General features: G+C 70.7%; 16 protein-coding genes and 1 pseudogene. 14 read left to right on the top strand and 3 right to left on the bottom strand.

All coding sequences use genetic code 11. The features are described from left to right. The first annotated feature begins 23 nt into the window (after positions 1-23). From ACGFSA_RS24565 to ACGFSA_RS24555, 3 genes are all read left to right on the top strand, one after another. Entirely contained in the window at positions 24-2,312 is a 2,289-nt protein-coding gene (locus tag ACGFSA_RS24565; RefSeq protein WP_393307598.1) for a tetratricopeptide repeat protein, read from the top strand. Between the two features lie 62 nt (positions 2,313-2,374). Next, on the top strand, positions 2,375-3,919 hold the full coding sequence (locus ACGFSA_RS24560; RefSeq protein WP_393307596.1) for a phytoene desaturase family protein: 1,545 nt from the start codon (positions 2,375-2,377) through the stop codon (positions 3,917-3,919). Positions 3,920-4,699: 780 nt separating this feature from the next. After that, positions 4,700-5,335: a LysE family transporter gene (locus ACGFSA_RS24555; RefSeq protein ID WP_393307594.1), complete on the top strand. Its 636-nt coding sequence runs from the start codon at positions 4,700-4,702 to the stop codon at positions 5,333-5,335. A 61-nt stretch (positions 5,336-5,396) separates the two neighbouring features. Here ACGFSA_RS24555 and ACGFSA_RS24550 read toward each other — a convergent pair whose 3' ends face one another. Beyond that, positions 5,397-7,256, bottom strand: coding sequence for a serine hydrolase (locus ACGFSA_RS24550; protein ID WP_393307592.1), 1,860 nt, complete (start codon positions 7,254-7,256; stop codon positions 5,397-5,399). A gap of 182 nt (positions 7,257-7,438) precedes the next feature. Here ACGFSA_RS24550 and ACGFSA_RS24545 point away from each other — a divergent pair, with 182 nt between their 5' ends. From ACGFSA_RS24545 to ACGFSA_RS24535, 3 genes are all read left to right on the top strand, one after another. After that, positions 7,439-8,548: an NAD(P)H-dependent flavin oxidoreductase gene (locus ACGFSA_RS24545; RefSeq protein WP_393307590.1), complete on the top strand. Its 1,110-nt coding sequence runs from the start codon at positions 7,439-7,441 to the stop codon at positions 8,546-8,548. Beyond that, positions 8,545-10,095 (top strand): acyl-CoA synthetase, encoded by a 1,551-nt coding sequence (locus ACGFSA_RS24540; RefSeq protein WP_393307588.1) that lies wholly within the window; start codon positions 8,545-8,547, stop codon positions 10,093-10,095. The genes ACGFSA_RS24545 and ACGFSA_RS24540 overlap by 4 nt, the downstream gene beginning before the upstream one ends. 62 nt (positions 10,096-10,157) lie before the next feature. After that, the gene (locus ACGFSA_RS24535) at positions 10,158-11,264 is read left to right on the top strand and encodes a calcium:proton antiporter (protein WP_393307586.1); all 1,107 of its coding nucleotides are present in this window, start codon (positions 10,158-10,160) and stop codon (positions 11,262-11,264) included. 67 nt (positions 11,265-11,331) lie between these two features. Here ACGFSA_RS24535 and ACGFSA_RS24530 read toward each other — a convergent pair whose 3' ends face one another. Continuing rightward, complete coding sequence (locus tag ACGFSA_RS24530; protein ID WP_393307584.1) at positions 11,332-13,743, bottom strand: penicillin acylase family protein; 2,412 nt, start codon at positions 13,741-13,743, stop codon at positions 11,332-11,334. Between the two features lie 150 nt (positions 13,744-13,893). Between ACGFSA_RS24530 and ACGFSA_RS24525 the strand changes: the two genes are divergently transcribed. Both ACGFSA_RS24525 and ACGFSA_RS24520 read left to right on the top strand, forming a co-directional pair. After that, positions 13,894-15,399, top strand: coding sequence for an acyl-CoA synthetase (locus tag ACGFSA_RS24525; protein WP_393307582.1), 1,506 nt, complete (start codon positions 13,894-13,896; stop codon positions 15,397-15,399). Between the two features lie 134 nt (positions 15,400-15,533). Next, positions 15,534-15,695 (top strand): annotated as a pseudogene (locus ACGFSA_RS24520) (alpha/beta fold hydrolase); the annotation flags it as partial. Here the strand turns inward: ACGFSA_RS24520 and ACGFSA_RS24515 are convergent. Next, positions 15,682-17,310, bottom strand: coding sequence for an FAD-dependent oxidoreductase (locus tag ACGFSA_RS24515; RefSeq protein WP_393307580.1), 1,629 nt, complete (start codon positions 17,308-17,310; stop codon positions 15,682-15,684). The pseudogene ACGFSA_RS24520 and the gene ACGFSA_RS24515 sit on opposite strands and share 14 nt — an antisense overlap. Before the next feature lie 268 nt (positions 17,311-17,578). Here ACGFSA_RS24515 and ACGFSA_RS24510 point away from each other — a divergent pair, with 268 nt between their 5' ends. The 6 genes from ACGFSA_RS24510 to ACGFSA_RS24485 all read left to right on the top strand — a co-directional run bounded on the left by ACGFSA_RS24510 (position 17,579) and on the right by ACGFSA_RS24485 (position 22,474). Further along, the gene (locus tag ACGFSA_RS24510; protein WP_393307578.1) at positions 17,579-18,697 is read left to right on the top strand and encodes a SchA/CurD-like domain-containing protein; all 1,119 of its coding nucleotides are present in this window, start codon (positions 17,579-17,581) and stop codon (positions 18,695-18,697) included. Between the two features lie 76 nt (positions 18,698-18,773). Next, complete coding sequence (locus ACGFSA_RS24505; RefSeq protein ID WP_393307576.1) at positions 18,774-19,208, top strand: cupin domain-containing protein; 435 nt, start codon at positions 18,774-18,776, stop codon at positions 19,206-19,208. Continuing rightward, positions 19,205-20,473, top strand: a complete 1,269-nt coding sequence (locus tag ACGFSA_RS24500; protein ID WP_393307574.1) for a beta-ketoacyl-[acyl-carrier-protein] synthase family protein — start codon at positions 19,205-19,207, stop codon at positions 20,471-20,473. The genes ACGFSA_RS24505 and ACGFSA_RS24500 overlap by 4 nt, the downstream gene beginning before the upstream one ends. Then, positions 20,470-21,720 carry a beta-ketoacyl synthase N-terminal-like domain-containing protein gene (locus tag ACGFSA_RS24495; RefSeq protein ID WP_393307572.1) on the top strand — a complete coding sequence of 417 codons (1,251 nt, stop codon included), beginning with the start codon at positions 20,470-20,472 and terminating at the stop codon, positions 21,718-21,720. The genes ACGFSA_RS24500 and ACGFSA_RS24495 overlap by 4 nt, the downstream gene beginning before the upstream one ends. 15 nt (positions 21,721-21,735) lie before the next feature. After that, positions 21,736-21,993 carry an acyl carrier protein gene (locus ACGFSA_RS24490; RefSeq protein ID WP_358862486.1) on the top strand — a complete coding sequence of 86 codons (258 nt, stop codon included), beginning with the start codon at positions 21,736-21,738 and terminating at the stop codon, positions 21,991-21,993. Between the two features lies 1 nt (position 21,994). Next, positions 21,995-22,474 carry an SRPBCC family protein gene (locus ACGFSA_RS24485; RefSeq protein WP_393307570.1) on the top strand — a complete coding sequence of 160 codons (480 nt, stop codon included), beginning with the start codon at positions 21,995-21,997 and terminating at the stop codon, positions 22,472-22,474. The last annotated feature ends 26 nt before the right edge of the window (positions 22,475-22,500 follow it).

Here is a 22,500-nt window from a genome sequence, read left to right as displayed (position 1 = left end):
GGCGACGGGGGCGACAGCACGCGATGGCGGACACCAGGCTGATCCAGAGCCGGTACCGGCTGCTCGATCTGATCGGGCGCGGAGGCATGGGCGAGGTGTGGCGCGCCCGCGACGAGTCGCTGGGCCGCCATGTGGCCGTCAAATGCCTCAAGCCTGTGGGGCCCCAGCACGACCAGTCGTTCACCCGGATCCTGCGCGAACGGTTCCGCCGAGAGGCACGGGTGGCCGCCGCCCTCCAGCACCGCGGTGTCACCGTCATCCATGACTTCGGCGAGCACGAAGGCGTGCTCTACCTGGTGATGGAGCTCCTCGACGGCCGAAACCTCAGCCAGCTCCTGGAGGACAACAAGCAGCATCCGCTGCCGGTCCCGGACATCGTCGACATCGCCGAGCAGGTCGCCGACGCCCTCGGCTACACCCACCAGCAGGGCATCGTGCACCGCGACCTCAAGCCCGCCAACATCATGCGGCTGGCCGACGGCACGGTGAAGATCTGCGACTTCGGCATCGCCCGGCTCGGCCACGACATCGGCTTCACCTCCCGCCTGACCGGTACGGGCATCGCCATGGGCACCCCGCACTACATGTCGCCCGAGCAGATCAGCGGCGGCCAGGTCGACCACCGCAGCGACCTCTACTCGCTGGGCTGCGTCCTCTACGAGATCGCCACAGGGGTTCCGCCGTTCGACCTCGACGACGCCTGGGCCGTCCTCGTCGGACACCGCGACACCCAGCCGGAACCGCTCCGTACCCACCGCGCCGAACTCCCCGGCTTCTTCGACCGCGTCGTCCTGGACCTGCTGGCGAAGACCCCGGAGGAGCGGCCCGCCGACGCGGGCGACCTGCGGCAGCGGATCGCCGTCGGACGCACCGGTGAACAGCAGCATCTTCCGTCGTCCGGACCCCCACGGCCGGCGGGGCGCGTCCGGCTCGCCCCGCCGGTCCCCGTCGTACGCCCGGGACAGCAGCCGCCCGACGGCGAACCCCGGCTGCCGTCCTGGACCCGGGGCATGACCACCGGACACAAGGCGTCCGGCGCCATGCAGCCCGGTCTCGCCCCGCCCGACCACTCCGCGGGCCTGACCGGCGAGTGGACCACAGGCACCGACCTGAGGGCCCTGACCGGGGGGCTGCCGCCCGCCCGGCCCGAGCGGCCCACCCCCTCCCCGGAGCTGCTCTCCACCCTCGCCAACCGGCACAGCGCGGGCCTCGACCTGGGACGGCTCGGTCACTGGGAGGAGGCCGGCGAGGTGCACCGCGCGGTCGCCGCCGAACGCGAGCACGCCCTCGGCCCCGACCACCCCGACACCCTCTCCAGCCGGTACGAGGTGGGGTTCACCCTCAGCCGCACCGGGCGCGCCGCCGACGCGCTGCGCGAATTCGGGCGCGTCGCCGAGGGCCGCGAACGCATTCTCGGCCCCGACCACCCGGAGACCCTCGCCGCCCGGCAGGAAATGGCATACGTACTCGGCCGGCTCGGCCGCCACTTCGAGGCCCACCAGGTGTACGCCGCGGTGCTCGCCTCCCGGGAACGGACGATGGGCCCCGACCACCCCGACACCCTCCGCTGCCGCCACAACCTCGCGTTCAACCTCAGCAGGCTCGGGCGCCTGGAGGACTCGTACCGGATGGCCCGCGACGTGGCGCACGCCCGCACCCGGTTGCTCGGCGCGAGCCACCCCGACACCCTGGTCACCCTCTATGAAATCGCGTACACCCTCGGCCAGTTGGGGCGCTGGACGGACGCCCTGCAGACCTACCGGGAAGTCGCCCAGGGCCGCGCGCGAACCCTCGGCGCCGACCACCCCGACACGCTTTCGGCCCGCTACGAGGTCGGCATCAGTCTCGGCAGACTCGGCCGCAGCGCGGAGGCCCTGGAGCTCTACCGTGCGCTCGTCGACGACCGGACCCGGGTGAACGGCCCCGCCGACCCCGAGACGCTCCGGGCCCGCCACGGCCTCGGCGTCAACCTGGGGCGGCTGGCCCGCTGGGAGGAAGCCCTCGCCGAAGCACGCGATGTGTGCGCGATCGGGGAACGGGTCCTGGGCCCCGACCACCCCGACACCCTCATCAGCCGCCGCGAGGTCGCCGTCGGCCTCGGCTGGCTCGGCCGCTGGGCCGAAGCCCTCACCGTCTACCGCACGGTTGCAGAGGCCCGCGAACGCGTCCTCGGAGCCGATCACCCCGACGCGCTCGCCAGCCGCAACGACGAGGCGCACTGCCTCGAACAGCTCGGCCGGGGCGGGGAGGCGGTCGAGCTGTACCGCAGGGTCGCGGCGCTGCGCCAGCAGCGGGGCATGCCCCCGCACTGACCGGGGACTCCCTGGGCCACTGCCCTCTTTCCGACGGCGATCATCCTGTGTTACCAAGGGCCATGCCCGCACCTGACACCTATGACGCAGTGATCGTGGGCGGCGGCCACAACGGTCTGGTCGCCGCCGTCTACCTCGCCCGCGCCGGACAGTCCGTCCTGGTCCTCGAACGCCTCGGCACCACCGGGGGAGCGGCCGTCTCGACCCGTCCCTTCGACGGGATCGACGCACGGCTGTCGCGCTACTCCTATCTGGTGTCCCTGCTGCCACAGAAGATCGTCCGCGATCTCGGGTTGGACTTCGCCGTACGGAAGCGGACCGTCTCCTCGTACACCCCGACCGTCCGTGGCGGGCGAGCCACGGGACTGCTCGTCGGCGGGGACCGCACCCGGGAGTCCTTCGCCGCCCTCACCGGTGGGGATGGCGAGTACGAGGCCTGGCAGCGCTTCTACGGCATGACACAGCAGGTCGCCGAGAGGGTCTTCCCGACCCTCACCGAACCGCTGCCCACCCGGGACGCGCTCCGCGACCGGATCGGGGACGCGGACGCCTGGCGCATGCTCTTCGAGGAGCCGATCGGTGCGGCCGTCGAGGAGCACTTCACCGACGATCTCGTGCGCGGCGTCGTGCTGACCGACGCACTGATCGGTACCTTCGCCGACGCGCACGACCCGTCGCTGCTCCAGAACCGCTGCTTCCTCTACCACGTGATCGGCGGCGGCACGGGCGACTGGGACGTCCCCGTCGGCGGCATGGGCGCGCTCACCGACGCCCTCGCGCAGGCTGCCCGGACGGCGGGGGCCGAGATCCGGGTCCACCACGAGGCGACCCGGATCGAGACCGACGGGACACGGGCCGAGATCACCGTCGGCTCACCCGAAGGCGAGCGGACGGTTGCCGCCCGCCGGGTCCTCGTGAACGCTTCGCCGCAGACCCTGGCCGCACTTCTCGGCGACGAACCGCCGGCTCCCGCCGAGGGCGCCCAGCTGAAGGTGAACATGCTGCTGCGCCGGCTGCCCCGGCTGCGCGACCGCTCCGTCGACCCTCGCCAGGCGTTCGCCGGAACGTTCCATATCGCGGAGGGGTACGGGCAGCTGGCCGACGCCTACCGGGACGCGGCTGCGGGCCGGCTGCCCACGGCCCCGCCGTCGGAGATCTACTGCCACTCGCTGACCGACCCGTCGATCCTCGGCCCCGACCTCGCCGCCCGCGGCTACCAGACCCTCACCCTCTTCGGTCTGCACACGCCGGCCCGGCTCTTCGCCGCGGACAACGAGGCGACGCGCGCCGCCCTCCTCAAGGCCACGCTCGCCGAACTCGACGCGCATCTCGACGAGCCGATCGCCGACTGTCTGGCCGTCGACGGGAACGGCGAACCGTGCATCGAGGCGAAGACCCCGCTCGACCTCGAACGGGATCTGCGGCTGCCCGGCGGCCATATCTTCCACCGGGACCTCGCCTTCCCGTTCGCCACGGAGTCCACCGGCCGGTGGGGCGTCGAGACGGCGCACGCCAACGTCCTGCTGTGCGGGGCGGGCGCGGTGCGCGGCGGCGGGGTCAGCGGGGTCCCCGGCCACAACGCCGCGATGGCGGCGCTGGGCCGGTGACCCGTTCCCGTACCTAGCGTTGCACCGTGGAGTTCAGTGGTGTCAGGCGCCGATGGAGGGCGTTGCCGCGCTCCCGCTCGTCATGACGGTGAACCCGAAGGTCGTCGACGCTCCTGCCGCCGGATTGCCGTGCCGTTCGGCTTCATGGTCATGACGTTGCCGCCGGTGTCCCAGCTGGGTGTGTCGTTCCAGGTCGTCGAGACCTTCTGCGGCGCGGTCAGGGGCACCGGCAGGCAGTGCCGACCTGGCCGACACCGACGCGGCCCGACCGGCTCGGCCCGCACGGAATGCTGCCGGGCTGCAACCATGTGCTGCCGAGAATTTTCGCCGGCCCCGAGAGGGCGGGCCCGTCCCCATGGCGCCCGTTGGGCATGGGGACGGGCCGGGCAACGACTACGGATGCGCCGGTTTGTGGACCATGAGGAATGCCTGGGGGCCTTTGTCCATCCAGCCCGCCTCGCGCACGAGCCTGGCGTCCACGAGGAGTCCGGCCCGACTCAGGAGCTCGGCCACGCCCGGGTGGTGCGTACGTAGGTGGGTTCGCTCATGGCCGAGGAGCGTAGTGGCTCGGTAGCGGTCCCACATCAACGGGATCGCAGCCCGGAGATCCCGTGTCGATGCGGCCGCCCGCCCGAAAAAATGTGTTGCTCGCTCTCCCGCGCGGCCCCACCATCTGCTCATGAACTCGATCACCGCCGCCCTGCCGACGACCCTTGCCACTCGACCGGTGCGGGTCCAGCAGCAGTCCGGCCGACCACGGAGGCCGATTCTCCTCCCCGCGTGAGCGCCGCCCTGGTCGCGGGGCTGCTGGCCGGCTTCGGCATTGCCATGCCGGTCGGAGCGGTCGCGACCTATCTGGTGGCTCTCACCGCCCGGACCTCCCTCGGAACCGGTGTCGCCGCCGCGCTCGGAGTCGCGACGGCCGACGGCCTCTATGCGCTGACCGCGGTCGTCGGAGGTTCCTCACTCACCCGTGTCATCGAGCCGGTCGCCCTGCCACTGCGCTGCGCCTCGGCGATGGTGCTCGTCGTCCTGGCGCTACGGAGCGCCACTACTGCGATCGGCCAGTACCGCAGGCGGCATTCGGTGTCCGGGTCCGACCGGACCCCGCTCAGCCCCGCGCGCGCCTATCTGGGGCTGACCGGGATGACCCTGCTGAATCCCACCACCGTCGTCTACTTCACGGCGCTGGTGCTGGGCAGCCGGGCGACCGACGCCGCCCCGGACCGACTGGAACAGGCCGTGTTCGTCCTCGCGGCCTTCGCCGCGTCCGCCGGCTGGCAGTTGCTGCTGGCCGGCGGGGGAGCGCTGCTCGGTCGGGTACTCACCGGCGGCCGGGGGCGGCTCGTCACCGCCCTGGCGTCCTCCCTGCTGATCACCGCGCTCGCCGTCCATCTGCTCGTACCGGCATCCTGACGCGCAACCTACCCGTCGAACCAGCGGCTGCCGGCCGGTCCGAACCGGCCGGCAGCCGTTCTCAGTCCGCGGACACCGTCCACCCGTTCGCCTCGATGCGCCCGGCGTCGCCCGACCTGCTGTCGTGGAAGACAGTCCCGCCGTCGTCCTCGACCCGGATGCCGTCCACGTACGCCCCGCGCCCGACGTACAGCCGATCGGTGGTGTACCGCCACCGCAGCCGCACTTCCTTGCCCCGCCAGACGGCCAGGTCCGCGTCGAGACGGTGCCAGACCCGGCCCGACCAGCCGGAGACAGAACCCCCCGGATGCGGTTCCGGCTCCGCCCGGTGGGATCCGGACTCCGTCGGTACGGTGGTGAAGGGCACCGGCTGCCAGGTCGTCCCGGCGTCCGACGAGGCCTCCAGGAAGAGGGAGTCGGAGCCCGGCTCGGTGTCCCACCACACCGCGCAGCTCAGCGCGGCACGCGAGGACGCCGGACGCAGAGCGGGCAGCGTGAGCGTGGCGGAGGCGGCGCTCGCCATGCCCGAGAACCAGGCGGTACGGCCCTGGGCGGGGCGCACCGCCACCGCCCGCGCCATCTGGTTCGCGGTGGCGACCCGAGGCGCGCTTCCGGAGCGCCATGTGCGCACCGGATGAACGGAGTTGCCGAGCACGATCAAAAACGAGTCGGTCGTCGGATCGAGGACCAGGCTCGTCCCGGTGAAGCCGGTATGGCCCGCTGTGCTCGGGGTGGCCATCGCCCCCATGTACCAGTGCTGGTAGAGCTCGAAGCCGAGCCCGTGGGCATCTCCGGGGAACGCGGTGTTGAAGTCGGTGAACAGGAGGTCGACCGACTCCTCGGAGAGGATCCTCGCGCGTCCGTAGACGCCGCCGTTGAGCAGCGTACGGGCGAGGACCGCGAGGTCCCAGGCGCAGGAGAACACTCCGGCGTGGCCCGCCACCCCGTCCAGGCTGTACGCGTTCTCGTCGTGCACCTCGCCCCAGACCAGCCCGCGGTCCAGGCCGGACCAGGGCAGCCGGGCGTCCTCGGTGGCCGCGATCTTCGGCTTCCAGGCGGCGGGCGGGTTGTAACGAGTGCGGTGCATCCCGAGCGGCGCGGTGATCTCCTCGCGGAGCAGCACATCCTGGGTGCGTCCGGTGATTTTCTCCAGGACCAGCTGCAGCGAGATGAGATTGAGGTCGGAGTAGAGATACACCGTGCCAGGCGGATTGGCCGGTACCTCGTTCCACAGCAGCCGCAGCTTCCCCTCCCGGGTCGGCTCCTTGTAGAGCGGGATCCAGGCACGGAATCCCGAGGTGTGCGTGAGCAGCTGACGGATCGTGACGTCCTGCTTGCCGCCTCCCGCGAAGTCGGGCAGATACGAGGCGACCTTCGCCTCCAGTTCCAGTGCCCCGCGCTCGATCTGCTGCACGGCCAGGATCGAAGTGAACAGCTTCGACACCGACGCCAGGTCGAAGACCGTGTCCTCGGCCATCGCGATCTGCTGGTCCGCCGGGAACTCCACCCCGGTGTCGGTCTTCTCGTCGTAGGCCGCGTACCGCACGGCCTTGCCGATCGGCCGGTGCAGCGCCACCGTGCCACCGCGCCCGGCGAGCAGCACCGCGCCCGCGTACCACGGGTGTTTGGGGGATGCGGAGAGGAACCGTTCCGCCTCTGCGACCAGTTGGTCCAGCGGTCCCTGCAACAGTCCGGCGCGGGCGGCGGAACCGCGCCGCAGCGTCGGCCGCCCGTCGGCAGTCGCATCCGAAGCGTCCACGGCGCCTGCCCCCGACGTCCCCGACGTTCCCGCCCCCGATTCCATGGCCGATGCCGTCTCCGCGAAGGGAATCGGTGCCAGGGCGAGTGCTCCGCCCAGTGCGAGCATCCCACCGCTCAGCCTGCGTCGGCTGATCCCTCTGCCGGTCGCGTCCTCGGTCATCCGGAACCCCTTCCTACCGGTTGAAAGTAACTTTCGTCATTCATTCCTACGATGAAACTTCCTGCCGCCGCAGAGATTACTGTCACCCCTGCCGTCCCGGAGGCCCCCTGCGCCACAAAGAATCTGACACTGCATCAGAAAATCTCTTCCTTCGAGTGTCCGACTGCGGCATCCTGCCGCCCATGGAGACGGAGCTGAGCAAGAAACTGGGAGTGGAACACGCCATCTTCGGCTTCACGCCCTTCCCGGCGGTGGCCGCGGCGATCACCCGGGCCGGCGGATTCGGCGTACTCGGCGCGGTCCGCTACACGGCCCCCGACGACCTGGCACGTGACCTCGACTGGATGCAGGAGCACACCGACGGCAAGCCGTACGGCCTCGACGTCGTCATGCCCGCGAAGAAGGTGGAAGGGGTGACGGAGGCCGATGTGGAGGCGATGATCCCGGCCGGACACCGCCAGTTCGTCCAGGACACCCTCGCCACGTACGGCGTCCCCGAACTCGCCGAGGGCGAGGCATCCGGCTGGCGCATCACCGGTTGGATGGAGGAGGTCGCCCGCAACCAGCTCGACGTCGCCTTCGACTACCCCATCAGGCTCCTCGCCAACGCCCTCGGCTCGCCCCCGGCGGACGTCGTGCAACGTGCCCACGACCGGAACGTCCTCGTGGCCGCCCTCGCCGGAAGCGCCAAACACGCCCGGCACCATGCCGACGCGGGCATCGACATCGTCGTCGCCCAGGGATACGAAGCGGGCGGTCACACCGGAGAGATCGCCTTCATGGTCCTTGTCCCCGACGTCGTCGACGCCGTGGGACCTCTCCCCGTCCTCGCCGCCGGAGGCATCAGCAGCGGACAGCAGATCGCCGCCGGACTCGCCCTCGGCGCCCAGGGCGTCTGGCTCGGCTCGCTCTGGCTGACCACCGAGGAGGCCGACCTCCACTCCCGCGCACTGACCCGCAAGCTCCTCGCCGCGGGCTCCGGCGACACCGTCCGCTCGCGCGCCCTCACCGGCAAACCCGCACGCCAGCTCCGTACCGAATGGACCGACGCCTGGGACGACCCGTCCGGCCCCGGCCCCCTGCCCATGCCGCTCCAGGGACTGCTGGTCGCCGAGGCCGTCTCCCGTATCCAGAAGTACGAGACCGGCGCACTGCTGGGCACCCCCGTCGGCCAGATCGTCGGAAGGATGAACACCGAACGCAGCGTGCAGGCCGTCGTCGACGACCTGATCCGCGGCTTCGAACGCGCCGTGGACCGGATCAACCGCATCGCCGGACGGAGCGCCGCATGAACCAGCCGCCCAACGGCTTCTGGGCCCAGGCCACCGCCGACCCCGACCGTAGGATCCTCGTCGCCCCCGACGGCGAGGCCTGGACCGCGGGACGGCTGCACGCCGCGGCCAACCGCCTGGTCCACGGGCTGCGCGCGGCCGGTCTCCGGCAGGGCGACGCGTTCGCCGTGGTCCTCCCCAACGGCGTCGAATTCTTCACCGCGTACCTCGCCGCCTCCCAGGCCGGGTTCTATCTCGTCCCCGTCAACCACCACCTCGTCGGCCCCGAGATCGCCTGGATCGTCTCCGACTCCGGCGCCAAGGTGCTGATCACGCACGAGCGGTTCACCGACGCGGCGACCTCCGCCGCCGACGAGGCGGAACTGCCCGTGAGCCACCGCTACGCCGTCGGCGCGGTCGACGGCTTCCGCCCGTACGCGGAACTGCTCGCGGAGCAGTCCGACGCACCGCCCGAGGACCGCAGCCTCGGCTGGGTCATGAACTACACCTCGGGCACCACAGGACGACCGCGCGGCCTTCGCCGCCCGCTCTCCGGCAAGCTCCCCGAGGAAAGCCATCTCGGCGGGTTCCTCGGCATCTTCGGCATCAAGCCGTTCGACGACAACGTTCATCTGGTCTGCTCGCCGCTCTACCACACCGCCGTGCTCCAGTTCGCGGTCGCCGCCCTCCACATCGGGCACCGCCTCGTCCTGATGGACAAGTGGGTGCCGCAGGAGATGCTGCGGGTCATCGACGCGCACCGCTGCACCCACACGCACATGGTCCCCACCCAGTTCCACCGCCTCCTCGCCCTGCCCGACGAGGTGAAGGAGCGGTACGACGTCACCTCGATGCGGCATGCCATCCATGGCGCGGCTCCCTGCCCCGACCACGTCAAACGCGCCATGATCGACTGGTGGGGCCGGTGCGTCGAGGAGTACTACGCGGCCAGCGAGGGCGGCGGCGCGTTCGCCACCGCCGAGGACTGGCTGAAGAAGCCCGGCACGGTCGGGAAGGCCTGGCCGATCAGTGAACTCGCCGTCTTCGACGACGACGGCAACCGCCTCCCGCCAGGTGAGCTCGGCACCGTCTACATGAAGATGAGTACCGGCGGCTTCAGCTACCACAAGGACCGGACCAAGACGGAGAAGAACCGCATCGGGGACTTCTTCACCGTCGGCGACCTGGGCGTCCTCGACGAGGACGGCTATCTCTTCCTGCGCGACCGCAAGATCGACATGATCATCTCGGGAGGGGTGAACATCTACCCCGCCGAGATCGAGGCCGCGCTCCTCAGCCACCCCGCGGTCACCGATGCCGCCGTCTTCGGCGTCCCGCACGCCGACTGGGGCGAGGAGGTCAAGGCGGTCGTCGAACCGGCCGAAGGACACCCCCCGGGCGACGGGTTTGCCGCCGAGATCCTCACCCACTGCGCCGAGCGGCTGGCCGGGTACAAACGCCCCAAGAGCGTCGACTTCATCGACACGATGCCGCGCGACCCCAACGGCAAGCTGTACAAGCGGCGACTGCGCGACCCGTACTGGGAGGGGCACCACAGGGCCCTCTGAACGTCGGGGGCCCCGCACCGTCCGCCGAGCGCGCCCCGGCCACTTCTGGCAGCGTGTGGCTCATGAACACGAGCGCGACGGTCCGGTCCCTGGCTACCCAGTGGACCGTGGTCGTGCCGATCGTCGCGGCGGTGGCGCTGGTGTTCAGCTGGGGGCGGGTGCTGCCGGCCTTCGCCGTCGGCGTCGTCGCGCTCTGTCTCGCGGGCGCCGTGCTCGCCGCCGTCCACCACGCCGAGGTGATCGCCCACCGGGTCGGCGAACCGTTCGGCTCGCTCGTCCTGGCCGTCGCCGTGACCGTCATCGAGGTGGCCCTGATCGTCACCCTGATGGTGGACGGCGGCCCCAAGACGTCCGCGCTCGCCCGCGACACCGTCTTCGCCGCCGTGATGATCACCTGCAACGGAATCGTCGGACTGTCTCTGCTGGTGGGCGCGGTCCGTTCCCGCGTCGCCGTCTTCAACGCTGAAGGTTCCGGCGCCGCCCTCGCCACCGTCGCGACCCTCGCCACCCTCAGTCTGGTGCTGCCGACCTTCACCATCGGCAGACCGGGCCCCGAGTTCTCCACCGCACAGCTCACCTTCGCCGCCGTCGCGTCCCTCTCCCTCTACGGGCTGTTCGTCGCCGTACAGACCGTCCGGCACCGCGAGTACTTCCTGCCGCTCGCCCCGGACGGCCGGCTCAAGGACGAAGAGCAGCACGCGGCGCTGCCCGGCCGGGGCGCCACCGCGCTCAGCGTCGCCATGCTGCTGATCGCGCTGGTCGCCGTCGTCGGCGACGCCAAGTCCGTCTCGCCCACGATCGAGTCCGGCGTGAAGGCCGCCGGGCTGCCGCAGGCGGTCGTCGGTGTCGTCATCGCCCTGCTGGTGCTGCTGCCCGAGACCCTCGCCGCGGTCCGGGCCGCCCACCGCGAACGCGTGCAGACCAGCCTCAACCTCGCCCTCGGGTCGGCCATGGCCAGCATCGGGCTGACCATCCCGGCCATCGCCCTGGCCTCCATCTGGCTGCCCGGACCGCTCCTGCTCGGCCTCGGCGCCACCCATATGGTGCTGCTCGCGCTGACCGTGGTGGTCGGCACGCTGACCGTCGTACCAGGGCGGGCCACGTTGCTCCAGGGCGGCGTCCACCTGGCGATCTTCGCAGCGTTCGTCGTCCTCGCGATCAACCCCTGACCGCACGCGATGGCCGGCCCCTGACCGCCCGGAAACGGTCAGGGGCCGGATTTGACTCCGGAGCGTGCTACCGGTGCTCGCGCACCCGCACCACCCGCAGCGCCGGCGAGCGCGCGATGTCCTTCTCGCAGAACCGGGATGTCACCCAGCGCTCACCCGAGAAGAGCTCGGTCTGGTCGCTGTAGTGCGGTGAGTTCGGGTTCGAGGACTGGGAGTACGTGAGCAGGGTGCGGGCCACCGGGCACGAGGAGCCGTCCCAGCCGACCGCCTGTATGTAGCTGGAGCCGGCCGAGACCTCCGTGTACCCGCCGCCCGCGGCGCCCCACACCGGTTCGGTCTTGTTCCAGACGCCCAGGGACTCCGTACCACCGCCGACCGGGATGCGCTTCCCGTTCCGCACGACCGCCTGGTTCGCGCCCAGCGGCGCGTCCGGAGCGATCCCGGCCGCCCGCAGTTCGGCCACCGCGTCGGCGAGCGCCGCGGTGACGCGCGGCGCCGCGGTGTTCAGCGTGTGCGGGGTGCCGACCGGGTCGGTGGGGGAGAAGGGCACCTTCCACAGCTCGGCCGCCGGCACGGCGGTGGCCCTGCGCCAGAACCGGTCGAAGAGCAGTGCACCCCGGCTGCCGGTGTCGACCTTCCGGTCCCAGCGTGCAAGCACGTCGCACGCCGCCGACACATCGACCGCCCTGCCGTCGCTGCCGGCCGCGGCTGCGTCGGGCAGCGACGCGCAGGCGCGCGCCAGGTCGGCCGCCGCCCGGTCACCGGCAGGGGCGCGGTTCGCGTACTGCTGTTCCTGCAGGTCGCCGACTGTCAGCCGGCCCTTCGCCGCCATCGCCGACACATCCTCGATCGCGCCGCGCGTCCGCATCGAGCGAGGTGTGCCGATGGTGCCGAAGACCCGTTCGTAGCCGGTCAGCGGTGCCTCGGCGTTGGTCAGCCAGGCGCTGTCGTTGGAGTTCTCGACGTACGGAGCGTCCTTGACGGTCGGCATCCGGCCCGGCCCGAAGATACCCGGCTGCACCGCGTCCGGGTCCGAACCGAGCGCGCAGTCGCTCCTCGAACCGTCCAGCACCGCGAGCCCCGACGACGGATAGGTCGCTCTGCCCAGCGGGGTGGAGCACCGCTGCGCGAGATCGTCCGTGATCCGCGGCAGCACCTGCGACTGCGAGAAGAACGAATGGCCCGCGGAGTCGGCGGCGACGGTGTTCACCCACGGCAGCCCCTGGGTACGACGCAACGCGGCCTGGATGTCCGCGGTGCTGCGTGCCTTGCTGAACCCGAGACCCGTGTCCGAGGACCGCAGGTTCGTGGCGTTCGGGTCGTTCAGCGCATACGCGGTCGTCGCCGTCCAGGGCAGCGGCAGCCCGGCACCGAGGGAGGTGACGACCGGACCGTACCGGGTCCACCACTGGGTCCGGGTCACCGCGGCGCCGCCCTTCACCGCGACCGAGACCGTGCGTTTCACCATTCGCTCCGGCCTGCCGTCCACCAGATACCCGGTCGGATCGGCCGGATCGAGGGTCAGTTGATGCAGATTGAGGGTGACACCCGTGGCGACGGTGTGGCTCCAGGCGATGTTCGCGTTGTGCCCGATCGACACGGTCGCCGAGCCGAGCAGCGAACCGCCCGCCACGTTCAGCTCCCCGGGGATGGTCTGCTGCGACTGCCAGAACCGCCGCCCGCCCTGCCACGGGTAGTGCGGATTGCCGAGCAGCAGCCCTCGCCCGTTCGCCGTCGTACTGCCCCGGAACGCGACCGCGTTGGAGCCCATGTCGGCGTTCTGCGTGGACAGCAGCCGCTGCGCCGCCTTCGCCGCCTCACCCGGCGCAACACCGGGCGAAGCCGGTGCGCCCGTGGGCGGCTGCGCCGCCGTGATGCCGTCGATCCCACGGCCCTGACCGCCCAGCACGGAGAGAGCGAAGGCACGGGTCGCGACATCCAGCATCGTCACCGGCCGTACCCAGTCGGCGCCCCGGCAGGCCGGATCGCTGATCCGGTTCTGCTTGAGCCAGGCGTTGTAGCCGGCCGCCCAGCCGCGCTCCAGCTCCTTCACGTCATGGCTCTGACCGGCCGGGGCGGGCACTGCCAGCAGTTTCTCCACGGTGCCGCTGTCCTGGACCCCCCGGAAGTAGAGATCGCTGGAGAGATTGTTCGTCGCGGAGGACAGCGAACCGTCCGGAGCCGCGTCCGGACCGAAGTACCGTGACCGTTCGCCGCGCAGCGTCACGAAGCCGTCGGCGAGCGTGCACACCTGGTCGGCGGCCTGTGCCCAGCCGTTGCCGAAACCGAGATCCGCGTAGTCCTTCGCCATGATGTGCGGGATGCCGTACTCGGTGTAGCGGATCACGGCGGACAGCCCGCCGCCCGACGGATGCCGGGTGTGCGAGGCGTCGGCCACGGCCGGAGGCAGGGACGCCGAGACGGTGAACAGTGCGAGACCGGATACCGCGAGAAGTCTCAGACGGTTACGAAGGGGCAAGGGTCCTCCCAACTGTGCGGGTGAGAAAGGCGGTTGCTCGGATGCCCCGAGACACCACGCGCAACTCAGCCAGCACGCCCGTAGCCCTGTCAACAACTCGGCAGTAACAGAACCCTTGACCGCCCGGTCCCGGCCGCCCAGGATCACGCCATGACAGGTGTACGCAGCTCCACAGTCGACGGCGTCGTGACCCGCAGCGCACGGCGCACCCCCGAGCGCACCGCCGTGCGGTACGCCGACCGGTCCTGGACCTACCGGACGCTGGACACGGCGGTCAGCACCGCGGCGGCCGTCCTCCTCGCCGACCACGGCCTGCACCCCGGCGACCGGGTCGCCTCCTACGCGCACAACTCCGACGCGTACCTGATCGCGTACCTCGCCTGCGCCCGCGCCGGGCTGGTCCATGTGCCGGTCAACCAGAACCTCACCGGCGACGACCTTGCCTACATCCTGCAGCAGTCGAGCAGCGCCCTCGTCCTCACCGACCCGGCACTCAGCGACCGCATCCCGGCCGGATTCGCCGTACGGCCGCTGCGCGACGCACCCGGCTCCCTGCTCGGCGCGCTCGCCACCCCGCGTCCCTTCGCCCCCGAGCGCGAACCCGCCGCCGGTGACCTCGTGCAACTGCTGTACACCTCGGGTACCACCGCGCTCCCCAAGGGCGCGATGATGACGCACGGCGCCCTCGTCCACGAATACGTCAGTGCGATCACCGCCCTCGACCTGCGCCCCACCGACCGGCCCGTCCACTCGCTGCCGCTCTACCACTCCGCGCAGATGCATGTGTTCCTGCTGCCCTACCTCGCGGTCGGGGCGGAGAACACCATCCTCGACGCGCCCGAAGCGGGCCGGATATTCGACCTCGTCGAGGCCGGGCAGGCGGACAGCCTGTTCGCCCCGCCCACCGTCTGGATCGGGCTCGCCAACCACCCGGAGTTCGCGACCCGCGAGCTCGGCGGGCTGCGCAAGGCTTACTACGGTGCGTCGATCATGCCGGTCCCGGTGCTGGAACGGCTCCGCGAGCGGTTGCCCGCGCTGGCCTTCTACAACTGCTTCGGACAGAGCGAGATCGGCCCGCTCGCCACCGTTCTCGGGCCCGAGGAGCACGAGGGCCGGATGGACTCCTGTGGCCGACCGGTGCTCTTTGTCGAAGCACGGGTTGTCGACGAGCACGGCAAGGAGGTCCCCGACGGCACGGCGGGCGAAGTCGTCTACCGGTCACCCCAGCTGTGCGAAGGCTACTGGAACAAGCCCGAGGAGACCGCCGAGGCGTTCCGCGACGGCTGGTTCCACTCCGGCGACCTCGCCGTCCGTGACCCGGAAGGCTTCTTCACGGTCGTCGACCGGGTGAAGGACGTCATCAACTCCGGCGGTGTCCTGGTCGCCTCCCGCCAGGTCGAGGACGCCCTCTACACCCACCCCGCCGTCGCCGAGACAGCCGTCGTGGGGCTGCCCGACGAACGCTGGATCGAGGCCGTCACCGCCGTCGTCGTGCTGCGCGAGGACGCCACCGAGCAGCAGCTTCTCGACCATGTTCGGGAACGGCTCGCGCACTTCAAGGCCCCGAAGAAGATCCTCTTCGTGGACGAGCTCCCCCGCAACGCGAGCGGAAAGGTCCTCAAGCGCGAGCTCAGGGACCGGTTCGCGCAGCCGTGACCCCTGAGGGCCTTTCTCTCGGATCATGCCGGTCTCTCGGATCATGCCGGGCTGATCCGAAAGAAGGGCCCATACGGCCTCCCCCGCGACAGGGAGTGGGCTCCCGACGCCCTGCGACTGCGCTTGCGGCGTGTGCCTGGATGGCCCGGCAGATCCCCGACTGCCGCCTGGTCACCATCGACGCCGGACATCTCGTCCACACCGCCCGGCCGGCAGAGTTCCTTGCGGCGCTGCGGTCGTTCGGCATGGACCGAGACATCGACGAATCGTTGGCCGGCGGCGTCAGCCCCGGCTGAGCAGGGAGGACAGCACCTCGTACAACGTGGCCTCCGGATCGGTGACGGAACCTTCCGACCGCCAGGCCACGAAGGCGTCGGGGCGCACCAGCACCGCACCCTCGGCGCTCGTACCGTGCGCCTGCGCCCAGTCCGCCCCGTTCTCCGGCTCCAGGTCGGAGCCGGCGCCGATACCGAACGCGTCGAGCCGCACCGAAAGCCGGTCGGCCACGCGCGCGGCCGCCCGGCGCCACGCCACATCCGCGCCGTCGCTCAGCAAGACGAACGACCGCTCGTACAGGTCCAGTGTCGACTTGCGCTCGCCTGCCTGACGGACCCACAGATGTGGTGCCCGGGAGCCGGGGGCACCGTTCAGCCGCAGCCCTTGCGGCACCACCGGCTGTTCGGCGTCCACACCCACCACGGCGCCACGGACATAGCGATACCCCAGCGCCACCGGCAGCAGGCCGCCCTTCTTCCCGCCGCCCACACCGGGAGCCGGGGCATATCCGGGATGGCTGTGCTCCGCGGAACGGGACGAGGCCCGCTCGCTCGTTGCCCGCGCCACAGGCAGCCGCTCCGCCTCGTACGTGTCCAGCAGCCCCGGACCGGCCTCGCCGCGCAGCACGGCGGCGAGCTTCCAGGCCAGGTTGTGCGCGTCCTGGATACCGGTGTTGGAGCCGAACGCCCCGGTCGGCGACATCTCATGGGCGGAGTCCCCGGCGAGGAAGACTCTGTCCCGGCCGTACCGTTCGGCGACCCGCTCCGCGGCGTGCCACGGGGCCTTCCCAGTGATCTCCACGTCGATGTCCGGCGCACCGGTCGCCCGGCGGATGTGTTCCGCGCACCGCTCGTCGGTGAAGTCCTCCAGCGTCTCGCCCCGTTCGGGCTGCCACGGCGCGTGGAACACCCACTCCTTCTTGTTGTCCACCGGCAACAGAGCACCGTCCGCCGCGGGGTTGGTCAGGTAGCACACGATGAAACGCCGGTCGCCCACCACGTCGGCGAGCTTCCGCGAGCGGAAGGTGATGCTCACGTTGTGGAACAGGTCGCCGGGTCCCGACTGACCGATCCGCAGCTGCTCCCGGATGGGGCTGCGCGGACCGTCGGCCGCGATCAGGTAGTCCGCACGGACGCTGGTGTGCACACCGGTCTCCCGGTTCTTCAGTGCGGCGTCCACCCCTGAGCCATCCGCGTCGAACGTCATCATTTCGGTGGAGAACCGGATGTCGCCGCCCTGCTCACGGGCCTGCGCCAGCAGCACCGGCTCCAGATCGTTCTGACTGCACAGGCACCAGCCACTCGGGCTGAACCGCGCCAGTCCGCCGCCTGGGTCGATCTCCCTGAACAGCCACTCCTGGTCGTCGCCGGTCAGCGAACCCGCCTGCAGAATCCCGTGATTTTCCGCGAGCACCGAAGCGGCCTCCCGGATCCGCTGTTCGGCTCCCGCCGTGCGGAACACCTCCATTGTTCGTACGTTGTTGCCGCGGCCACGCGGGTGTGTGGAGGTGGCCGCGTGCTTCTCGACCAGCAGATGCTCGATGCCGAGCCGGCCGAGGAAAAGTGATGCGGACAGACCCACCAGGGAGCCGCCCACGATGAGGACGGGTACACGGAGGTCGACGTTCTCGTTCATCAGTTGCTCCAGCTCCGACGCCGTACAGATGCATTGTTCATGCCCCTGCGGGACCCGTTCGGACGCCCCCCGGACGGCTGCTCACCTGAACGGTTCATAAATCTCGCGTCGGCCGGACCAGCGTTTCACGATCGGTCACGGAGACGCAGCCCGCGGCGCGGGGGCGGACGGTACTCATCCGCCGGGAGATTTCCCGCTCCGATTCCATTCGACAACCGACGGCGTGCCATTCACGTGGACGCCACGCCGTCTCGAAGGAGAACGACACATGACCACCCTTTCGGAACGGATCTCGCAGTCCGCCTTCGACGGCTCCAGGCTGCGGGTCGTTCTGCTGCTGGATCTGCACGACGGAGCCCAGAACCAATTCCTTGAGGCGTACGAGCACCTGCGCAATCAGGTGGCATCCGTACCCGGGCACATCAGCGACCAGCTGTGCCAGTCGATCGAGAACCCCTCGCAGTGGCTCATCACCAGCGAATGGGAGAGCGCACCGCCCTTCCTCGCCTGGGTCAACAGCGAGGAGCACGTCCAGACCGTCCAGCCCCTGCACGGCTGCGTACGCGACACCCGGTCGCTGCGCTTCTCCGTGCTGCGGGAGACCGGGAGCGCCTTCGAGAGCACCCCCGATGCCGCCAAGGGCAACCTGCAGTCCGCCCCCCGGCTGGGCGACGGCGTGGTCCGCCACGCCCTCACCTTCACCGTGAAGCCCGGCAGTGAGGACGTCGTCGCGAAGATCCTCGCCGACTACGACTCCCCGAAGGCCCGGGTCGACGAGCACACGCGGTTGCGCCGTACCTCGCTCTTCATGCACGGAAACCGGGTCGTCCGGGCCGTCGAGGTCGAGGGGGACCTCCTTGCGGCGCTGCGCCATGTGTCCCGTCAGCCCGAGGTCAGGGCCGTCGAGGAGGCCATCAACCCGTACCTGGAGCAGGACCGGGACCTCAGCGACGAGAACTCCGCCCGGGTGTTCTTCACCCGGGCGGCTCTGCCCACGGTCCACCACGTCACCGCCGGCCGGCACAACGCCGCGGACATCCGCCGGTACGCGCTGTTCTACCAGGCCAAGGAGGGGTGTGGGATGGCGCTCGCCCGGCTGCTCGCCGGCAACGACGAGGAGGCGGCCGAGGACCGGAACAGCCCGATCGACAGCAGCACCATCTTCCAGCGCGACGACATCGTCGTGCGGCTCCTCGAAATGGTCGGCCCGCTGGACGCGCAGCCCGCTCAGGCTCTGGGCATCGACGACCCCGCCAAGGTGGCCAGGCTCGGACGGCTCCTCGACGGCGGCGTCAACGCCGTTCCGACCAACGACCAGGAGATCTCGCGCTTCCTCAAGAAGTCCGAGATGACCCTGATCACCGATCGGCGGGCCGCGGATTCCTGAACCGCGCGTCAGCGCCCTGGGGGGTTCTCGCTCGACCCGTCAACACTACGCGCACTGCGCCAGGAGGAAAGCAGTCATGACCACGCACCCGCCACGCATCGTGGACCTCAGTGAGACCCAGCCCAACCGCAGGCGCGGAGGCGACCTGCGCGCCATGCTCACGCCGACCGCGGTGGGTGCCACCAGCGGCTTCATGGGGCTGGCCATCGTGCAGCCCGGCGACCGCATCGGCGAGCACTACCACCCGTACTCGGAGGAGTTCGTGTACGTCGTGAACGGTCTCCTGGAGGTGGACCTGGACGGGGAACCATACGCCATGCGGCCCGACCAGGGCCTGCTGATCCCTCCGTATGTACGTCACCGGTTCCGTAACGTGGGAGATGTGGAAGCGCGCATGGTCTTCCACCTCGGTCCGCTCGCCCCGCGTCCGGAGCTCGGGCACGTCGACACCGAGCACACCGAGACCGTCGGCCGGGCCGCGCCGCCAGAACGAACCGAGGCGGCTTCATGACCCGGCGCGTGGCGGTCACCGGAGTCGGTGTCGTCGCTCCGGGCGGAATCGGCGCGCCGGCCTTCTGGGACCTCCTCGCCAACGGACGCACCGCGACGCGCGGCATCACCCTGTTCGACCCGGTGGGATTCCGCTCCCGGATCGCCGCCGAGTGCGACTTCGACCCCGCGGCCCACGGCCTCGACGAGGACGAGATCGCCCGCTCGGACCGGTACGTCCAGTTCGCGCTCGTCGCCACCAGGGAAGCCCTCGGCGACGCGGGCCTCGACCCGGAGAAGGAGGACCCCTGGCGCATCGGGGTGTCCCTCGGCACCGCCGTCGGCGGCACCACCCGGCTGGAGCACGACTACGTCGCCGTCAGTGGCAGCGGCGCCCGCTGGGACGTCGACCACCGCCCGGCCGGCCGGCATCTGGAGCGGGCCTTCTCACCCAGTTCCCTCGCCTCGGCGGTCGCCGAGCAAGTCGGCGCGCACGGCCCGGTGCAGACCGTCTCGACGGGCTGCACCTCCGGTCTCGACGCGATCGGGTACGCGTTCCACTCCATCGAGGAGGGGCGGGTCGACGTCTGCATCGCAGGGGCGTCCGACTCGCCGATCACCCCGATCACGGTGGCCTGCTTCGACGCGATCAAGGCGACCTCCGCGAACAACGACGACCCGGAGCACGCCTCCCGGCCGTTCGACGCCCGCCGGGACGGCTTCGTCATGGGCGAGGGCGGAGCCGTACTCGTCCTGGAGGAGCTGGAGCATGCCCGCGCCCGCGGTGCCACCGTGTACTGCGAGATCGCCGGCTATGCCACCTTCGGCAACGCCTATCACATGACCGGGCTGACCCCCGAGGGACTGGAGATGGCCGAGGCCATCAACCGGGCCCTCGGTCATGCCCGGATAGACAGCTCACAGATCGACTACGTCAACGCGCACGGATCCGGCACGAAGCAGAACGACCGCCACGAGACGGCCGCAGTGAAGAGGGCCCTGGGCACGCACGCCTACGAGGTGCCCATGAGCTCCATCAAGTCCATGGTCGGTCACTCGCTCGGCGCCATCGGCGCCATCGAGATCGCCGCCTGCGTACTGTCCCTGGTCAACCAGACGGTGCCGCCGACAGCGAACTACGAAACCCCGGACCCGGAGTGCGACCTCGACTACGTGCCGCGTGACGCGCGGCCCCGGAAGCTGCGCAGCGTCCTGTCGGTCGGCAGCGGATTCGGTGGTTTCCAGTCCGCCGTGGCCCTGACCAGAACAGGTGGGAGGACACCATGAGCACCCGAAAGACCAGGCGCACCGTCGTCACCGGCATCGGTGTCGTCGCCCCCAACGGCACGACCACGGAGTCGTTCTGGAAGAGGACGCAGGAAGGGACGAGCGTCCTCGACCGCGTCACCCGCGAGGGCTGCGAGCATTTGCCGCTGCGGGTCGCAGGCGAGATCAGGGGCTTCGACCCGGTGGACCTGATCGAGGAACGCTACCTCGTGCAGACCGACCGGTTCACGCACTTCGCGATGGCCGCAGCGGATCTCGCCCTCGACGACGCCCGGATCGGCCGGGCCGACTACGAGGGCGACCCGTTCGCCGTGGGAGTGGTGACCGCCGCCGGCTCCGGCGGCGGCGAGTTCGGCCAGCGCGAACTGCAACGGCTGTGGGGACAGGGGTCCAATTACGTCGGCCCTTACCAGTCCATCGCCTGGTTCTACGCGGCCAGCACCGGCCAGATCTCCATCCGGGGCGGATTCAAGGGGCCGTGCGCCGTCGTGGCCAGCGACGAAGCGGGCGGCCTGGACGCATTGGCGCATGCCGCCCGGTCCATCCGCGGCGGCGCCGAAGCAGTGGTCGTCGGCGCCGCCGAGGCACCTCTGGCCCCGTACTCGGTCGTCTGCCAGCTCGGGTACGAGGACCTCAGCGTCTGTGAGGACCCCGCCCGGGCCTATCGCCCCTTCACCTCGGACGCGTGCGGTTTCGTACCCGCCGAGGGCGGCGCCATGCTCGTGGTCGAGGAAGAGGACGCGGCGAACCGCCGCGGGGCCCGGATCAGGGCCGAACTGGCGGGCCACTCCGCGACGTTCACCGGGGCGTCCCGGTGGGAGGAGTCCCGGGAGGGGCTCGCCCGGGCGATCAGCGGCGCCCTGCGGGAGGCCGGCTGTGCGCCGGAGGAGATCGACGTGGTCTTCGCCGACGCCCTCGGCGTACCCTCCGCCGACCGCGCCGAAGCACAGGCCATCGCCGACGCGCTCGGCGTGCACGGCAAGCGGGTACCCGTGACGGCGCCCAAGGCCGGGATCGGCCGGGCCTATTGCGGGGCGCCGGTGCTGGACGCGGCAGCCGCCGTACTGGCCATGGAATTCGGCCTGATACCTCCGACCCCGAACGTCGTCGACGTGTGTCACGAACTCGATGTCGTCACCGGGCGGGCGCGCCCCGCCGAACTGCGGACGGCGCTCGTGCTGAGCCGCGGCCTCATGGGTTCGAACGCGGCCATCGTGCTGCGGCGCCCCACCGCTATCCACGCGTGAGAAGGAGAAGTCCTCATGAACGGTCCACTGACCTACCAGGAGCTGGCTGCGCTGATGAAGAAGGGCGCGGGAGTCAGCGTCGACCCGCAGGAGATGGAGAGCCGGCCCGCGTCCGGCTTCGACGAGTACGGCCTGGACTCGCTCGGCCTCCTCGGCATCGTGGGCGTGCTGGAGAACCGGCACGGCAGGCCGCTCCCGGCCGACGCCGACCGGTGCAAGACGCCCCGTGAATTCCTCGACCTCGTCAACCACACCCTCATGACAGGAGCCTGAAGTGTCCGGACACACCGAGAACGAGATCACCATCGCCGCCCCCCTCGACCTGGTCTGGGACGTGACGAACGATCTGGAGAACTGGCCGCGGCTGTTCAGTGAGTACGCGGCGGTCGAGGTGATCGAACGGGACGGCGAGAGGACGAGGTTCCGTCTGACCATGCACCCCGACGAGAACGGCAAGGTGTGGAGCTGGGTCTCGGAGCGCACGACCGACCGCGCCGGGCGCAAGGTCGTCGCGCGCCGCGTCGAGCCGGGCCCGTTCGAGCACATGAACATCCGCTGGGAGTACTCGGAGGTCCCCGGTGGCACGAAGCTGCACTGGGCGCAGGACTTCGCGATGCGGCCCGACGCGCCCGTCGACGACGCGTGGATGACCGACAACATCAACCGGAACTCGCGCGTCCAGATGGAACTCATCCGGGACAAGATCGAGCAGCGCGACCGCGAGCGCCGTACCGCCCCGGTCAACGCCCGCTGACCCCCCGCCCGCCCGCGTCCGGCCGG

Source organism: Streptomyces sp. NPDC048496 (assembly GCF_043200055.1).
In the GTDB taxonomy this organism is placed as follows: Bacteria; Actinomycetota; Actinomycetes; order Streptomycetales; family Streptomycetaceae; genus Streptomyces.
This window is presented reverse-complemented; position numbering and strand designations above follow the sequence as displayed.

Bases quoted from the DNA above. Each gene is read 5' to 3' on its own strand.
- ACGFSA_RS24505 (WP_393307576.1), top strand. From the start codon at position 18,774: ATGACCACGCACCCGCCACGCATCGTGGACCTCAGTGAGACCCAGCCC.
- ACGFSA_RS24510 (WP_393307578.1), top strand. From the start codon at position 17,579: ATGACCACCCTTTCGGAACGGATCTCGCAGTCCGCCTTCGACGGCTCC.
- ACGFSA_RS24550 (WP_393307592.1), bottom strand. From the start codon at position 7,256: ATGACCGAGGACGCGACCGGCAGAGGGATCAGCCGACGCAGGCTGAGC.
- ACGFSA_RS24540 (WP_393307588.1), top strand. From the start codon at position 8,545: ATGAACCAGCCGCCCAACGGCTTCTGGGCCCAGGCCACCGCCGACCCC.
- ACGFSA_RS24495 (WP_393307572.1), top strand. From the start codon at position 20,470: ATGAGCACCCGAAAGACCAGGCGCACCGTCGTCACCGGCATCGGTGTC.
- ACGFSA_RS24525 (WP_393307582.1), top strand. From the start codon at position 13,894: ATGACAGGTGTACGCAGCTCCACAGTCGACGGCGTCGTGACCCGCAGC.
- ACGFSA_RS24490 (WP_358862486.1), top strand. From the start codon at position 21,736: ATGAACGGTCCACTGACCTACCAGGAGCTGGCTGCGCTGATGAAGAAG.
- ACGFSA_RS24560 (WP_393307596.1), top strand. From the start codon at position 2,375: ATGCCCGCACCTGACACCTATGACGCAGTGATCGTGGGCGGCGGCCAC.
- ACGFSA_RS24500 (WP_393307574.1), top strand. From the start codon at position 19,205: ATGACCCGGCGCGTGGCGGTCACCGGAGTCGGTGTCGTCGCTCCGGGC.
- ACGFSA_RS24535 (WP_393307586.1), top strand. From the start codon at position 10,158: ATGAACACGAGCGCGACGGTCCGGTCCCTGGCTACCCAGTGGACCGTG.
- ACGFSA_RS24565 (WP_393307598.1), top strand. From the start codon at position 24: ATGGCGGACACCAGGCTGATCCAGAGCCGGTACCGGCTGCTCGATCTG.
- ACGFSA_RS24545 (WP_393307590.1), top strand. From the start codon at position 7,439: ATGGAGACGGAGCTGAGCAAGAAACTGGGAGTGGAACACGCCATCTTC.
- ACGFSA_RS24515 (WP_393307580.1), bottom strand. From the start codon at position 17,310: ATGAACGAGAACGTCGACCTCCGTGTACCCGTCCTCATCGTGGGCGGC.